Genomic DNA, 16,899 nt, shown 5'->3' with positions numbered 1-16,899 from the left:
ACTTATCATCTTCTGGGGGTTTCAACAGACCCAGCCGGTGTTATTTTGGACATATTTGCGAAAGCCCGGCAGCTAAACGGCCGTAGGTCGTGAGCTGCCCGGAACGTGGAAGTGGGTGGGGTGGTGGGTAGTGGGTGATCGGGCACCAGCAAAAAAGAGAACTTGTTCGACTACTCCCACCACCGACCGCGCTCTGGGAAGACAATTTCCGACCAGTGAGTCAGCGCGATTGAGCACCGCCCATTATACCAGTTCTTCGCCGCCGCCCTGAATCGGACTCGCTCACCCTCACGAACCATCGTCTGATTGCTTTTCGTCCAGATTGTGAACTTCGTTCGACCAGTCTCGTCCTCAAGCAGCCCAACCTGTTGAATTGCTGAACTTGAGGGCTCCCACAGTTCAAGCACACGACCTTCCACAGTGACCTCGCCTCTCCTGATCTCCTCGAGCCTTCCGATCGGCACGATCGTCCCTGCTTCGTGGTGCATCTCTTCTTTCGTATCCATCACCGCCTCGAACATATCCGCGCCCTCGAGAACCCGGCTGGCGATCCGCTTCGCGATGACCGCTCGCGTGTACCCACTGTTGACGTCTTCTGACAACCGCTGTGCCTGCCGATTGACCTGACCCAACGTCGCTCGTCCGAGTTTCTCTCGAGGATCGACTTTCTTGACCGGCCGCTGCTCCCGGCGTGCCTGTTCAACCACTGCTCTCGTTCGCTCCGCTCGTCCTTCCTGTCGACCGAACGCTGCCTGTGCACTGATTCGCTCGAGTTCTTCCTCTCTGGCCCGAATGCGCTCTTCCTGGGCCAAGGTCACGCCGTAGATCCGATCCTCGCTCGTGTCGACGATCCCGTCTGGGTGGTTTGCATCGACCTTCGCCTGAATCTCCATCTCCACCGTGGCACGGAACTCCGGAGTCTCGTCGACGACGTCTTCGTGCTCCGCTCGATCCGCTTCCTGCTCGTACGCCTGTTCATCGACCGAAACGACCTTACTAGCTGACTTCTTACTAGACATTGGAATTCTAACTTCCAAAGGCGCTCACTCGGCGTCTTTCCGACACCACGACTCTCCAGCCCTGGCTCTCTCGCTGTCCAACTCATCCATCACACGCGTCTCGCTCGCGCCTTCGCAAGCGCCCGTCAGGGCGCGAGCGAGACGCGCCGATGACAGATACAACCAGTAACGCGCGGCGCTTCAATCGGAGCGAGCGGCCAGTTTTAAGCCGTTTTCGCGTCTGAGCGCGAGCGATGACCGAAAGCGCGCTTAATACTGGCATCCGAAGAGCGAGAGTGAGTGGAGATCAGAAGCGACGAGCGAGACGTGCCGTCTTTGAGGAGGGGACAGACACCTTCGACAGCCAACTGATTAGTCCACGTGGGTGGGATCGAAAGGGGCTGACGCGGCCGGGGAACCCCGACGACGCAAGCACCGAACGTGGTGAGGCGCGCAGCGAGTCGCGGGACTAGGGCGCGTCAGGGGCTTTCAGAGCCTAGCTGCCGATTTGAGCCGTAAAATGATTCAACAATCTGCCGGTGAAGCGTCACAGAAGGCACAGCCAACGAGCATCTCAGTGCTGAATACGACTTGCCTCCAGGTGCTGCGGTTCGTCAACACCCAACTCAGTTATTTAAATACCAATAGTGCGTGAGTAGTGGCTTGCAATGTCAGACAAAGCAATTGGATCGGTTTGAATTCCGAACAGAAGCACCTAGTTGGGTAGATCTATCTTCAGAAGCTGTTGAACACGTAGGCGTAGTTGAACAGACCAATGATCGCCAGTTCTACAAAGCCTTGATCAAACTGGAGAAGGGCTACGAACGGTTTTGGGCTTGGGACGATAAGAACGGGCGATTACCATACGGTCCCGATCTTCCGCCGGCTATTGTACGGATGCTGATCGCGGCAGCAGACGAATAAGGCTCGAAGGATCGGATATTCATCTCCCTTAACAATCCCTCTTATCTAGATCAGTAGATTAATAACCATCCCTCTCTAGAGTCTCTCCCTTCCTTACCACACCGCATCGATTTTTGTGAGGTAAATCTTGCGCCTCGCTTCGCTCGGCCCAAGACATACTCTCACAAAAATCGTATTTAAGCATAGTTGTTAGAATGACTAGTAGCTAGTAGCATCTAGAGGGATTGTTAAGGGAGATTCGACGCTTCCTGCTGTGTCGTCGGCATTCTAACAGCCAGAGTCGTACCGAACTGCAAGCGACCGCTGCGACAATCGAGTAAAATCATACAATGAGTGATAACGTCATCCAGTCGATCGAGAAGGTACTATCACAGCAAGATAACGGCCTGACTCAGGACGAGATTGAAATGATCTGCGATCGGTTCAGTCAGAAAGCGAACCCAGCGAAATTCAGGCGGGCACTTACTGACGATATAGATGGCAAAGATGCACGAGCAAGCCTTGAGGGGATGATGATGTTCTGGACAGGGGACGCTGAGCTGGCAGCAAAAGTGGTGGTCGGTTCTGAGACAACATCAGAGAACACCGAATTAGAAGCCGCAAAAGCCGAAATCAGGCACCGGGACCAGCACTGGGGTAAAGACGGGAATGGATGGAATCGCTACGAAGCTGATCGTACCGATGATGATAGCAATGGCCCTGATTCAGACAACGCTACGAACTCAAATCAAGAATACACACCACAACGCCGCCGTTCAAACAGAGTCTCAAATCCGAGCCAGCTAGACCCCGACGCAGAGAGCAAACGAAGGATTCGTAAGGATCTGTTCGGCAAGTAGCCTGATATCAGTTCTATTTAAATTTCATCACATCTGTGACTTGCTACGTTGGAAAGTGTGAGAATCCATGCTAATTCCTATTTGACTCGAGAGACTGGGCAGCGGGTGGAGGTCAAGGGAAAGAACTCAGGCGGTACAGAATTAACCAACACGATGTGGAGAATGATCCGACATGTTGGTTAAGAGGTTGCGCGACGGTGTCTGGTTCACTGACTGACGCGTCACGCTTCGGCTCCGCCGTGGACCACCGATAACGACGACTACTCGTACAAAAAGCTGCATTTCCTACGGAGATCAGCTTCGACGCCACAATCGCTGCATCCGTGTTCGGAGTGATGACGACCCCTCATCTTTCTTCGAAGGTGACGCAGTGGTACCCTCGAGGTCGCTCTCTTGCTGTTCAACGATCGATCGCAACTGCTGGCGCTCTGCTGTGAGTTGTTCGATTTGATCACGTTGATCTGCAACGGTCTGCTCCAGCTCGTCGATACGAGCCTCGAGAAGGTCGTTCTTTTCCTCGAGGTACACTCGATCTCCCCCTACAGAGCCCGGTTCCGCAATACCTGCCTCGAGAGTCGAAGCAGTATCTGAATCAGTATCCACTGACGTCTCCACAGTAGACGCCGTCGGCTCGTAAAAATCACCCGTCGCCGCGATCGCGCGCTCGAGGGTCTTCTCCCCGTATGTCGATCCATCGGCGTGGTGGACGTCGTCCCATTTCCCTCGAATGAGCCCTGACTGTCGAAACAGCCGATCCATCTGCATCCGATTTCCACCGGTCCAGAACGCCAGCAGACAGCACAGTGCCATATCGGCTTCTGACTGGCTGTCGTATCCACTGATGTTTCCTCGCCACAGCCGATCAAACTTGTCGCCGTTGCCCGCTGTGCGGGCTTTTTCGAGCAGTACCTCGTCCTCGAGATCGAGCGTCTGGCTCTGACTCGCGTCATCACGTCGACCGCCAGTAGTGGCGTCGATACCGTCGTCGGTATCGTCTTCAGCGACGAACTCCTCGTGAACTTCCTCGAGGGCGTCCTGGCGTTCGTTGATCGACGTCGGCGTCCCGTCGACGTGGTCTGCAGTCACGGTGAAGAAGCGAGACTGGTCGTACATCTCGATACCTCCACGCCGGTTTCTCCCGTCCGGGAGCTCACCATGAACGAGGACGTGATAGCCCGTTCCAGATGGGGAGACTTCCGTGTAGGACTCGAGTTGCTGGATGATCTCCTTTGCTTCCGGATCCGGCCTTCCCGTCTCTGGATCTCGGCACTTATCGAGGTCGATGCCGACGAGTGGATCCGTCCGCGTAAACACGAACCCGATCCCATCTGCTCTACCAGTGGATGCATACTCGAGAGCCGTCCCGAGATCACTCCACGTACGGTCATCCGTCGACGATGCAAAGTCACCGGTCTCCGGATCAACTGGGACCTTCGTTGTGTCGCCATTTCGGGTCTCTTCTCGCCAGCAGATCCACTGCTCGCGACCGCACATCTCCGTCGGTAAAATTGACTTGTCAATCATAGATTCAACAGCCACACTCTATTCCAGTGCGCTGGCTGCCATTGTTCACCAGTCCAACAAACCGCACACAAGGAGACCGCGTTACAGAAGGCGCACTCGAGGTCGCACCACCATTCGGCGCAGGTTCTTCCCTTCCCAGTCGACCAACAGCAGTTCCAATGGGTACCCCCCGTTCTTTCTCACTTGGTTTTTGCCGTAACAGGACCCCCGAATCGGGGGAATTCCTGTGCTGTAACGCCTCTACAGAACGTACGGCATTGCCTCGTCGAAAGAGCAGTGTTACTGCAAACTCCAATCTGCCGTAACACCGTCCCGTCTGGCGTTTTTCGGATCGTACGTTCGGGTTCCACATTCTGTGCCATAATTCTCCCGGGGAATGCTGTACAACGGCTTCTCGACGGGTTTCAGCAGACCTCATGCTATTCCTCGAGTGTCCCTTGGTGATCCAGTCGCAGACCCTCGTAACACCGGATAAGATCACCGTCACGTCGCTCCGTTATTCGATTGAGTTCAATGTGGTTTCCTAACCGACGAGCGAACCAGCTCTTGCCATCTGGATCAATGTCATGCTGTGTGGCCCACTGTTCATAGCAATCGTAAACTGTGCTGGCAGCGACCGTACTGGTCGACTCCTCAGTGAGGTACAGACTCGCGAATCGTCCAATAACTGCATCTGCATCATCAGCAATCTCTGCTAGGAGCAACTCGCTAGGCTCGAACGAGGATTCCTCTTCATCACTGCTCTTGCTCGCTGAACACACGTCTTCGTGTTCAAGCAGGGTCTCAAGTGCGGCAGTCTCTCCATCTGTGTAGACGACCGGTTGACCATCGGTTCGAAGAACGACGATCGAATAATCATCAGGACCATAGTTGGGATAGGAAAGCTCGGCTTCGGGAACGAACGGTTCCATGATTCGAGTCCAGTTCTCGGAAAACGCCTCTTTCGAATCGTAGACATGCTGCAGCCCCTGTTCGGAAACGATGTACTCTCCAGCAGCTTGATCGTAGCTGTACACTGCAGGTACGTGGTCTCTCGAGAGTTCTGCTACCGATGTTGTCTCTACGAGACTGTCGCCCTGACCGTTCTCGAGGATGATCCGTCTGTCTTGGCGTTTCCAGACGGTCTGCTTGCTGTCTTCGGTGGCTGGTCGGACTGCCGTTACGCCACCGTCTGTCGTTGCGCCACCGTTGAACGAGAGTGCTCGATCTTTGGTGTACAGGCGTGTCTCTCCGGTCGAAAGCTCTCGGACAGGGGACGAGAGAATCCCATCGACCCGCTCTGCCCAGTAGGTCTCCGGCGTTGCCTCTTCGACGACGAAGATTGGGTGTTCGCCGGCGTCCTGAGCTTTTCGAAGGTTTGCCAGTACCTGAGCAGGGTTATCAGGGGTTGTCGTTTCCACTTCAACCGCGAAGGGGCAGTCACAGTCAGGATGAACCGCCTTCGCATCAGGTTGTTCGCTCCCATCCTGTTTTGGAACCGAGACGGTACAGCCGATCTTCGTCAGTGCAGCGTCGATCCGTGTGATCGCCTCGTCATGGCGGATACTACCTGCTGCCCTGCTCTCACCGGTGTCAAGTGCTACAACAGATTCACCAGCGTCTGTAAGCCGAACAGCGACGTCACGAGATGCCTGACTCAACCCCACCTCGATGAGACGAGACCGCTGACGGATATCAGCGAGGTCCTCGAAAGAGGGGAGATCGGCATTTGCATTTTGCTCCTCAAATGCCGTTCGTAGCTCTACATCGACGGTTTTTGCGTCTACCCAGCCGTTGTCCTCACGGGAGTCCTCTCGAAGCTGGAGATTCCGAATAATGTGTGCAAGTGCGTGATCGAGGTCCGAACTGTCCGCCCCAAGAACGTCCTGGAGTGGTTCCGGAGCCTCCGCGGTCGGTGCAGCCGACTCGTGAACACCAAACTCCCGTCGGGTCCGGTCGTGGACTCGAGCAAGCGCTCGCTGGAATTGCCGCTCTTCGTACTCAGAGAGCGGGTCGTCACTCTCTGGATGACCTGGTGGGATGGGGAGTGGTTTGATACTGAACGGATACGGACCCGTCTCTCCAAACACAGGGCTCGGGAGCTGGGCAATCCACTCACCTCGAGGCAGTGACCGCACCCGGTTCGCGAAGGCCGTCGGATCGAGATCCTCGTGTGCCATCGCCCGTGCTAGCTCACGGTCGACGTTCACCTTGCCAAGGATCGGACTCCCGATGTTGTTGAGCGCGTTCAGATACACACGTCGGCCACCCTCTGCTTGCATCTGCTCTGGGAACTGCATCGAGAGCCCGACCGACAGACGGAAGCTGCGCCCTTTCTCGAGTAAGTCGTTGAGGACGTCAGAAACGACGACTGACGCTGCTTCATCGATAAGGAGGTTCACAACGTAGTCGTCGGATCGTTGGCCAAGGTCGTCCTCGTGTGTCCGAAGTGCATCCTCAAGTGATGTGAGAATAACGCCGGTCAGCATTCGTGCAGCATCATCACGGAGATCGCCAAGATCGAACAGTACGATCTGATTCTCGTCGAGGAGTTCCCTGAAGTCGAACTGCGGATCGGTGTTGTTGAAGATTCGTCGGAGGTGTGAATCCTGTGAGATGTAGGCGAATCGATTACTGACTCCGCCCATCACGTTCGCAAACGTCCGCCCGTCAGACTGGAGCTGGCGGCGTACCGTTCGGGTGACTTCCGGATCGCTCGAGTTCGGGATTGCGTCCTCGTTCAGGTTGGGTGGTCCAGCCTGCCAGAGCTGATCGAGTGCGTGCTCGAGTTGCTGATGAGCGAAGTAGTCTGAAGACGCACGATGGCGTCCGTTTTCTCGACCGTGGTCCTCGTCGAACAGTGTCTTGATCAGTGCCTCGATCAACAGTGGGGAAGCCGTTGCCCGTTCGTATCGGTCTCGCCCCATCACGAGCTTCAGGATCTCCTCGTAGTGATCGGCTTTCCGTTGGACAGCATCGACACGCCGTTGTCCGTGTGAGAGTCCAGGTGTGAGATTGAAAAACGAAAACCCAGGGAGGATATCCGGGACCGAAAAGTGGAGGACGTTCTCCTCGAGGTCGTCGACGCCGTAGCGGCGAGTATGTGCCCGGAGGTAGTTTTCGGTCATTCCGTCGCCTTTCGGATCGACGAGGATAATCGGCCCGTCAGTACTCTCATAGAGTGAGAGCATGTCGTTGATGAGTGCTTTCGACTTTCCAGCGCCGGTGGTTGCTGCTCGAAGGTAGTGTGTCGGGAGCAACTGTGGTGGAATCCGCGTCGGTTCGTCCTCTGGAGTCCCGTTTTCGTCGAGTGCGTACCCGATCGCCATCCCCTCACGGAACTGCTCCATCAGGTCGGGGTTTGGCCGTGGCAGTGGGTTTCGCGACCGCTGCTCTGAACGCACACCACGTGACCCGTCGACGGTCAAGTCCTCTCCGCCGGGAACGACTACCAGATTCGCGAGTTCGTCGGCGTTAAACACGAGATCAGGCCGGGTTTTCCTGCCACCAGTGACGACCTCCGTATTGAGCACTCGCTCGAGGTGCCGTTGTGCTCGCTTTGCTTTCCGCCTCGACAGGATACTCTTCTCACGAATTCGACGGCCAACGAGTTCGTAGAACGGCCCCTCGAGCGGATCTAACGACGACTTCAGTTGCTCGATTTCTGCGTGAAGATCAGTATCGTCTGGATCTCCCATCGCGACTGCCCGCACATTTACAGTGAACGTCCTCCGGGGATGTTTGCTCTCGATTCGGCGAATCCGGTTTTGGGTCTCCTGAGACAGTTCACGCTCTTCGGGATCGGCGTCGACGGGTTCGAGCCACGAGCCGATGAGGTCTTCAGTCCACGTGTCGCGCCCATCGCGAAGATTCGATTTACGGATTTCAGCGTCGTCTCGCCAGTCCGGCTTGCGTTGCCAGACGACTTGATACGTGGTCGGCACCGTCATCTCGTGCAGTGCATCAACAATCGCTGATAACGGAGGACGCTCTGCATCGTATTCTTCGTCCGGTTCATCGATCACGAAGGGTGTGATCGTTGTCATCCAGTCTTCTTTGCGGCCGGTTTTGCCCATCCACTCGATTCCGAGCGGAGAAGGCTCGACATGCTCGTAGTCTCCCTTCGGGCCGACCAGAGAATCGTCGCCCGAAGACTGCTGTTCGTCCAGCTCGAGGTCGGAGTGCTCTTCTTGTGAAATGTCTCTCTCGGATACGAGCGCTTCCTCGAGATCGAGCTCTGTCTTCGTGATGGTGAAACTGTGTGGACAGATCGACGTGAGGCGTTTCTCGAGTGTCTTGACGTGTGCCTCCTGGTCAACCCCGTAGTAGAACTCAACTGGCTCGTCAGTCCCCGCAGAGACGACGAGGAACTCAAACGTCGGTGGTGCAGTGTCTACCCGTGGATCCGCTCGGTTCCAAAAGCTCGTCGCAGCTGGGTTCGAGAGCTTGTGGAGGCTCTCCAACGTAGCTGGAACGTCCGTTCGCTGAATGGGCTCGGACGACGGCGTGATCTTCAGGTACTTACGACTAGTCATCCGTGTTCTCACCTTCAGCCTCACCGCCATCTGTCTGGGTCGGCTGTGTCACCTGTGACGGAGTGAACAACGCCCTACTCTCGGAGAACTCTCGAGATGTCTCACTGGATCGTCCTGGGAGGTCTGCTTGAGACTGGGCTTTCGGATCGAAGTCGATCACAGCCGTCTCGTCCTCCATCGCTCGAACTTCGATTCCTCGCCACTCACCGTCGACGCCGACGAGCGCCTCTGAATAGCCCGTCCGGTCGTTGCCGGGAACGGCCTCCTGGACGAAGCGCATCTGTGCCGAGTTGAGGCCGAACTCGTTGGCCCACTCGCGGTCCATCCCGTCGAGGTGGTGGAACTGCTTGATCGCACACTGGTCGATGATCGCTTCCGACTCTGGATGCTGGAAGAACTCGTCGACAGTCTGTGTGACGAGTCGGATCGAGAGGTTGTGATGTCGGTGGTGACGGAAGACGATCTCGAGGTACTCGAGACTCGCCGCGTCCTGCATGATGTAGCGAGCCTCGTCGATGACGAAGACGACCTCTTTGTCCGTCTCTTTCGCACGCTCGTAGACCAGTGAGATCAACAACTGCATGACGAGACTCGTACTTCCACCGAGACTACCCTCCTGCTGGGCGAGGTCGAGATAGATCACCTTCTCGTCGCGAATGTCGAATTCGGTCTCTCGACCCAGGTTCTCGTATCGGCCGTCTTCTGCGAACGGGCGGAGCTGATCGATAAGCCACGTCGCGTCTTCCCCGATCTTCGTCGCTTCCTCGTCTGTCCGCACGACGTACTCCGTCGGCGTCTCGACCATCTCCTCGAGGATGTCGAGGACGTCCCGCATCGTCGGGCTCTCGTTGTGATGAGTCGCGATATCGTCGGTGATGCCGTTGCGTGAATAGGCACGCTCGATCGCCGTCTCCAACGTCGTCCGGCGGTCACCGAGCGTGATCCCTCGAAGCGCGAAGTAGTTCGAGAGGAAGCTCATCACGCTATCGAGCTTTTCACGGTACGGGCTGGCGTCCTTCCCCATCGCCCGTTGGACACGCTCGGGAGTGGGCTTGATCTCGAGGGGATTCAAACCCATCTCCCCGCCGATTGTGATTCGCTCACCACCGAGGGCTTCGGCGACACCGGCCCAGTTGTTCAGCGGCTCGAGGATGATCCCGATTCGGTCCTCGCTTTGCTCGATCGAGCGGATGAAGTTCTGTTTCGAGCCGAACGATTTCCCAGAGCCTGGGTCACCGATCGTGAACATCGCATAGCCGTTCTCTCGAGCGAACGGGTCGATGACGACCGGGCTCTGGTTCTTCCAGTGAACACCGAACTCGACGCCGCCGTCCTCAAGGATTGTGGCGTTGTGTGGCGACGCGAGCAACGCACCGACCGCACCACCGAGTGCTGTGGCCTCCCGGTCAAACGGGTTGGGACCGATTGGGGCTGCAGCCTGGATGGCGAGGTCTTGTTTGCAAATTGCTGTCTTCGGCGAGAGCCCAGCGGGTTGTTCACGAAGCCGGCTCCGAACCGTCCGGACGGCGTCACGAAGTTCATCACGTGACTCCGATCGCACCGTGATGAACATGCCTTGCTCGAACACCCGACTCCCGTTCTCGACGCTCTTGTACGTCGAGAGCGCCTCGTTGGCTCGCTCCTGAAGATAGCTCCCGCGAACAGTACTCTCGAGGTCAGCATCGGCCTGGAGGTCGTCGGCCACTCGCTGGAGTTCGTCTCGAGCCTGCTGCTGACTCTTCGGGGTGATATGGACCGTCAGATCGAACTCGACGTCCGTGAGCTCGAAGAGTTCGGTCAGATAGCCGTCTTTCGGGTAATCCGGGTAATCGGCGATGTAGAGTGTGGACGTCCACTGATCACCGACGCGAGCGGTCCGCGTATCCCACTCGATCGCCGCCGGTGCGACGACGTGTTGATGATGTTCTGCGATGTCGTCGAGGACCTGACCCTCTTCGAGGCCGTCTTCGACGGTCGCCTCCTCGAGGAGATCCGCGAGTTCGACTTCTTCGACGTCTTCAGCTCGCCAGCGGTCCCATCCCCACTTCACGAGAAGCGTGAGCAATGCCGTTGCACCTATGTAGAGGGCAATCCCAGCCTGCGTCCCTGGATCGGGGAGTGCGTCGATCACTGATCGACCCTCCGTTGATGATCAATAGTCGGATGATCACGAATTGCATCCGCTCCATCGTCGTATTCGTGTTCCTCGCCGTTCCAGAAGTCCAGTGAAAGGACGAATAGTTCGACCGTCGTAAGCCGATGAGCGGACCATCCTGATGCCTTCTGGATGAATTCCGTCTGGAGACCGTGGCAGCGGTTCTCGAGTTTCTCGAACATGGCCGCCCGGATCTCCGCGTCGGTCATGTCGCTGCGACGGGTCACGAACGGATTGAACAGGAAGCCGACCACCGGAAACGAGGTGAGCTTCTCTGCAGGAGATTGTTCGTCCTGGTACCGATCGTAGACCTCGAAGGGGTCGACTTCGACGCCGATGAAATACCGTACCTGTTGGGTCCCCTCGAGATCTCGCGGACGTTGCTCTCGATACTCCTCGAGTAACTCTTTGAAGATCGGGTTTTGCTTGACGTCGCTGTCAGTGAGCCGCCCATCGATTCGCTCGATCAGCTTCTCGACTGGGAACGACCGCGTCGTGGCGTGGAATTTGAGCGTGAAGTCGAGTTCCTTATTCGCGAACTCCTCGCCGAGTTGCTGAATCTGTGCCCAGTCACCGGACATCGCGAAGTCCATGTTCCCGGGATCGATCTCGAGGTAGGCTTCCATCGCGCCATCTGAGCGCTCGATTGCACCGGCACCAGGCCACGCTCGCCTGATGTTCGTGAGGTCCTGTGTTCGCTCGTCCGGTTTGAACGGCGTATAGCTCACGAGTCCGCCCTCGGTACTCGCTTCAGTGGACTCTGCTGTGGCCTCCGTGCTGTACGTAAACCGAGGCCGCTTGCAGTAGTGACGGTAGACGTCTCCCAGCCACGTCGACGCCGGGAGGTGGTTGGGTGACGCGTAGACGATCGACCCACCAAGGACGACACCGAGTAAGACGAACGGTAAGATCGCACCATCGAGTCCCGTGAGCCCACCAAAGAGGAGGCCAGCGATCGGGAAGCCAAGGAGTACATAGACGTCTCCCTCCTCGATGTTCAGAATCGGTATGCGACTCTCTTCACCCAGCTCATCCATGATTCGACGGCCAGCTGCATCGTGATCTCGTGTCATTCAGTAATACCCCGGATCGTTCTCGGTGCGACGGTACGCCGGGACGCCTTCCTGGCCGTACGCATCTGTCGCAACGTTATCGTGGTCGGTTCGTCCTCCGCTGCCGCCGCTCGAGTTTCCAGACTGTTGGGATGAGCCACCGCCTTGGCGCATCTTCGACGCAGCCGTATAGCCAGCGGCCGCTTTCGGTCCCCACGCCGCAGTCGTGGCTGCTGCAGCAGGGCCTGCAACAACACCGGCCCCAACGGCTGCGCCAGCTGTTACTGCGCCCTTGGTCGTCGCTCCGATGATCTTCGTCGTCATCGGACTGGCGTACTTGAACAGCTTCCAGACGATGAGGATCGAAAGGAGTGGCAGCGTAACCGCGATGAGGTAGCTCAGGAACGAACTATCCGGAACAAGCGCCGAGTCCGTCCCCTCACTGAACAGGAGTTCATACCCTTTGAACAGCAGCGCCACTGGAATCGGCATAATCGCAAGCGGTACGAACTTCATACAGACCGTGCGGGCGATGTGAGAGACGACGGGGAGATTCCCGTAGGCCAATGCGATACCGATTGGCATCGCATAGATCAAGATGTACAACAGGATTTCGCGAAGGAAAAACAGTGCCTGCAAGATCCACATGGCGATAGCTCCAACTCCAGTGAGGAAGAGAGCAAGCGCTGGGTTTGAAACGGTTAAGCGGAGCAATTCAATCATTGTGGCAGTCACTGTCGAAATGTCTGGAATAAGGGCAATGGTGAAGCCGTCGACGAGATAGAGCGCTAACACAGCGACCCAGTACCACGTTACGATCAGGAACGCACCTGTCCAGGCACTGCGCTTTGCCTTTCGCGTCTCGTACGCACTGCCGATATTGAAGATCCGGATCGTATGTCTGCCCTGGACACACATCACGAGCAACAGCAGGGAGACGAGCATGATCTCCCCCGCAACAAGATTGCCGTGGATCTCTTCCCACGGTGTGTTCGACGGCTGACCAAACACGAATGCACCATCCGTCTCCGGTGTTGGCGTGCCGAAAACCTGTGCCGTGACGGCATCATATCCATCTGCCAATCCCTCCTGAAACCATTCGATGAGTTTGTCAACTGCATCTTCGAACCACTTGATCCCGATATCCGAGAGTGACCACGACATTACAATGGCCCCTCAATTTCAATCTCACAATCATCAGGACCGGTGCCGAGATAGTGGATAACGTAGTCAAGGGAGTGATCTATAGCATGGCTTGTAGAGAGGCGGACGGTGAACTGTCCATCCCGTCCGATCGAGTCACACTTCGACCGTGTGCTCGCTGGCGAAAAGGGGAGTGTGTTGCTGTAGATCAGTACTGTCTCACCTGCAGGAAGAGCTATTGACTCTGCATCCGCTCCAAAGTCGCTCTCCGGATCGTGGATCCCACTCTCACCCGCCTCATCGTAGCTCTCATGTGACGGGAAGGGGACATCACCTTCGAACCGAAGCGCGGTAGCTGCGGTCGGCCCAGTTCCCCGATTCGTCACAGTGAGTATCGCCTCTGCTTCCGTACTGGAGTCTCTCGCACCCTCGTACATCTCCTCAGGGTGATTCCTGGCCAACCGAAGTTCTGTTAACTCGAGGTCCGGTTCGAGCGTAATCGACGTCGTCTCAACGGTCTCCTCGTCTGCAAGCCCAATGAGTTCGTATTCGCCAATAGGATAGTCCGTCCCGATCTCGAGCGTTGTTCGGGATACCCCCGATTCAATCGTTTGGTGAGCAAACAGCTCGCCAGAGGGATCGATGAGATTCAGCTGGTCAACCGCATCCCGTTCGAGTTCAACCACGAGCTCGAGTCCTTCGACCGCGACACTCTGGAGAATGTCTCCACCGGAGTCTGTCGATGGGTCGTCATCAGAATGACTCAACGCAGAACAACCAGCAAGTCCAGTAGTGATCCCGACGAGTATGCTTCCGAGAACCGTGCGCCTATCAAGTGATGTCTGTTGAATTGTCATAACGTATCTCTCATTTTCAAGAACGAGCCGATCCGCTTCGCTGCGTACAGTGCGACAGCAAAGGGAATGGCATACCGGATAAGATCGACTAACAGTGTGAACCAGCCTGTCGGGGTGGCCAACGGATGCCACGTTTCTGTGGCTGTATCTCCGATATAGGCCGGGTTGTGCGAGCGCCACGAACCTGGATGGTACTCTGCGGTGTAGATGCCCGGCTGGTGGACAGTTACCTCAGCGATGCCAGCTGCGTTCGTTCGCACCTGCTGATCGCCGATCGTAATGTAGCCCTCACGCGAAGCAGCACCAATCAGTGAGAATCGAGGGTCATCGAACGGGCTCTCGAGCATGATCGGCGCTCCCGTCTCAGCATCACGAAGCTCGATCTGCAACGTCACTGCAGTCGCATTCGATTCGATGATTTCGATAGAGAGGTCACTCTCGCGTATCTCCCGTTCCGACCCTCCATCGGGTTCAATGATTTCTGCTGAGACACCGCGAACAATCCCGTCGACCCTGATAGCATCTCGATCGATGCCATCGTACCGGAGAGCAAGACCGGAAGAACGGGTGTAGGACTCGGAGACGACGTCGATATCGACATTCTCGTGAATCGAGGGTTCTGGAGACGAACTCTCTGTCCCCCAGATCTCGAGAATGTCGGGACCATCACGGATAGGTTCCGAACGTGGGCCTAGCTCGGATGGATACGCGTGGACGTATACGGGTAGAGCGTCGGATTGTGTCGTCTCTCGGCCATCCCGGTTCGAGTGTATGAGATCGTCCCAGTTGGTATCTCGAGCCGTGTAGTATCGCCACACACCACGGACGTTCGCCTCACCATCATCCGAAAGCGTGTATCCATGCCACGGTTGGGTCTGATAGAGTGCAACACCGCTGTCGCCGTTTGGATACGATGCGTGGTAGATCGACGCCCGTAGATCGTAAACCTCCACATCGAGGTCCTGAGAGACGGTCACCTGGTCGGTGATGACCTCCGTCTCATTGCCACGATCGCGTTCGACTCGAGCGCTGATATCCGCCTCGAGTGTGAGTGTTGCCGGGCCACCACGATCGAGTGCATATTCGAATGTCGGAGTCTGTGTTCCTCCTGTGGTCTCGACCACGTCGCCATCGTGTAAGAGGCGGGCTGCGTCGATTCCGTGGTCTTGGATTGACGAGTTGCTGTCGAGACGAACACGATAATCGACGAATCCACTGAGTTCGCCTTCCGGTGCAATGTAGTGAACGGTCCTATTTTCGTCTATGTGTGTTCTCGTCGACGGCTGGATCGAGAACGTCGTCGCGTGTGCATCGGCGATGAGGACAGAATCTGTTAGCTCTGCATGGGTAGGATAGATCGAAGTCTCTGCATTTCCACCCTCGAGTGACTCGTAATCATATGCGGTCCAGCGTTCAGCGGTATCTGGAGGTTCTTTGAACGTGATATCCGTGCAATTGCCGAGTTCCTGCATGGCCGTTCGCTGCTCATCGTATCGTTCCTCGTACTCGGCATCACTGAGACACTCATTCGGAGCTTTCGACCAGAGCGTCGCCGTCTCGTTAACGTCTAACTCACTGTCGTCAGTGCCTGGTCGTGGTGGAGAGTCAGCACTCACGGCAGTCACCCCTGCAAACGTGAGCGTGACGGCAACGAGAGCGAGCACCGCAACCATGTGAGGACGAGTGTGATGCACGAGCGGAGTGAATCAGAGACAATCCAGAGTGCGATGGTGAGTTACCACGGAACGAGGTCAACACACTCGGCAAGTGGCAGCCCCATTGCCGATCCAGCAACCGTGTACAGCGGTCCAAGGATCACGAGGATAACAGCAGACTTCATCGCCGTCCTCTTGTGCTGTTTGAGGCTCTTTTTCTGCTCGATGTTCATCGTGAACATCTCGACGAGTGAATCAGCCTGCCAGACCACAACCAATCCCATAATTCCGAGCGCAGTCGTAATCTGGAAGAATCCAGAGATCATGTCTGGCAAGCCTTCAGCGTCACACACGACGCTGTCTTGAGCCAAAACGGGGTCTACAGCGACAAGCGAGAGAATAAGGAACGATGCGAGACCACTACGTACCACTCGCTGTCGAAGGGCAATGGGTTTCTGTTGTTCACCAGTAGGAGGATCTCTTGCTGTCATAGAGAGATCTGACCTCTACTAGATCCAAATTGGCCAATCTCGCTGTGTAGAATTGTGGTGAAACTACTGTTCAACGGGAGGTGCCAACTCCAACCTGTTCGAGAGAATTTTTGATTTCGATTCCCTAAGTTGCTCATTGATTATCGAACGGCGATCTATCGAGATGGAGCATATATCTTCTGTATTTCTTAAATGATTCTAGAAATTAATTGACTTGTCGTACATATTTCCACCCAATCAAGAAAATGAAAAGATATAATGAAAGTCAAATTTTCTTGTATTTGAGACCATAGTTACCCCACAGATTGAAAAAGTTTCCTCCCGTGGGGTAACTATGAATGACGACCCAACAATGCCACCCACACCAGAGTTACCCGACTATATTCTCGACCCACTTAATAGTCAATCACCAGAGCGACTCGATGTGATTTCGGAGTATGCTGACAACCTCGCAGCCTGGAAACGAGAGAAGCGTAATCACGAACTTGATCAGAAGCGAGCAGAAGAAGAAGTAGATGCAGACGAACTCGAAAACCTTGAAGATCGTGATGTCTCTACTGATCCAAAAGACTACAAAAAAGTGCCTACGAGTGGAGCTTACATTACCGTCAAGGAGACCAAACCTGGCTATCACTATTATTATTGGCAATGGCGTGATGGCGAATCGTGGAGAAACGAGTACATTGCACCAGTAAATCCAAAATAGGCTTCCGACAGACGATTGTGAGGAACCTACTCAATTCAATG

The 16,899-nt window shown here is 55.8% G+C and carries 11 protein-coding genes; 2 read left to right on the top strand and 9 right to left on the bottom strand.

The window, feature by feature from the left end:
* Nucleotides 1-170 precede the first annotated feature (170 nt).
* Nucleotides 171-1,019, bottom strand: coding sequence for a hypothetical protein (locus tag C493_RS07055; protein ID WP_007258735.1), 849 nt, complete (start codon nt 1,017-1,019; stop codon nt 171-173).
* Nucleotides 1,020-2,251: 1,232 nt separating this feature from the next.
* On the opposite strand from C493_RS07055, the gene C493_RS07050 reads away from it, so the two are divergent.
* On the top strand, nt 2,252-2,761 hold the full coding sequence (locus tag C493_RS07050) for a hypothetical protein (RefSeq protein WP_007258734.1): 510 nt from the start codon (nt 2,252-2,254) through the stop codon (nt 2,759-2,761).
* Between the two features lie 294 nt (nt 2,762-3,055).
* On the opposite strand, the gene C493_RS07045 is transcribed toward C493_RS07050, so the two are convergent.
* The 8 genes from C493_RS07045 to C493_RS23780 form a co-directional block, all read right to left on the bottom strand.
* On the bottom strand, nt 3,056-4,285 hold the full coding sequence (locus C493_RS07045; protein WP_007258733.1) for a phage NrS-1 polymerase family protein: 1,230 nt from the start codon (nt 4,283-4,285) through the stop codon (nt 3,056-3,058).
* A 419-nt stretch (nt 4,286-4,704) separates the two neighbouring features.
* A complete protein-coding gene (locus C493_RS07040; RefSeq protein WP_049889208.1) occupies nt 4,705-8,799 on the bottom strand; it encodes an ATP-binding protein in 4,095 nt (1,364 codons plus the stop codon).
* Nucleotides 8,792-10,930: a VirB4 family type IV secretion system protein gene (locus C493_RS07035; protein WP_049889202.1), complete on the bottom strand. Its 2,139-nt coding sequence runs from the start codon at nt 10,928-10,930 to the stop codon at nt 8,792-8,794. Before C493_RS07035 ends, C493_RS07040 begins: the two co-directional genes overlap by 8 nt.
* Nucleotides 10,927-12,027 (bottom strand): hypothetical protein, encoded by a 1,101-nt coding sequence (locus C493_RS07030; protein WP_007258730.1) that lies wholly within the window; start codon nt 12,025-12,027, stop codon nt 10,927-10,929. Before C493_RS07030 ends, C493_RS07035 begins: the two co-directional genes overlap by 4 nt.
* Nucleotides 12,028-13,170: a hypothetical protein gene (locus tag C493_RS07025; protein WP_007258729.1), complete on the bottom strand. Its 1,143-nt coding sequence runs from the start codon at nt 13,168-13,170 to the stop codon at nt 12,028-12,030.
* Nucleotides 13,170-14,006, bottom strand: coding sequence for a hypothetical protein (locus tag C493_RS07020; protein ID WP_241430883.1), 837 nt, complete (start codon nt 14,004-14,006; stop codon nt 13,170-13,172). The genes C493_RS07025 and C493_RS07020 overlap by 1 nt, the downstream gene beginning before the upstream one ends.
* Entirely contained in the window at nt 14,003-15,679 is a 1,677-nt protein-coding gene (locus C493_RS07015; RefSeq protein WP_007258727.1) for a hypothetical protein, read from the bottom strand. The genes C493_RS07020 and C493_RS07015 overlap by 4 nt, the downstream gene beginning before the upstream one ends.
* A 62-nt stretch (nt 15,680-15,741) precedes the next feature.
* On the bottom strand, nt 15,742-16,152 hold the full coding sequence (locus tag C493_RS23780; RefSeq protein WP_049889201.1) for a hypothetical protein: 411 nt from the start codon (nt 16,150-16,152) through the stop codon (nt 15,742-15,744).
* Nucleotides 16,153-16,486: 334 nt separating this feature from the next.
* On the opposite strand from C493_RS23780, the gene C493_RS22130 reads away from it, so the two are divergent.
* Nucleotides 16,487-16,858 carry a hypothetical protein gene (locus C493_RS22130; protein ID WP_083912384.1) on the top strand — a complete coding sequence of 124 codons (372 nt, stop codon included), beginning with the start codon at nt 16,487-16,489 and terminating at the stop codon, nt 16,856-16,858.
* Nucleotides 16,859-16,899 lie beyond the last annotated feature (41 nt).

Origin of the sequence: Natronolimnohabitans innermongolicus JCM 12255, assembly GCF_000337215.1 — an archaeon.
Taxonomy (GTDB): Archaea; Halobacteriota; Halobacteria; order Halobacteriales; family Natrialbaceae; genus Natronolimnohabitans; species Natronolimnohabitans innermongolicus.
The sequence above is the reverse complement of the archived record's forward strand: the minus strand, read 5'-3'. Positions and strand labels throughout refer to the sequence as shown.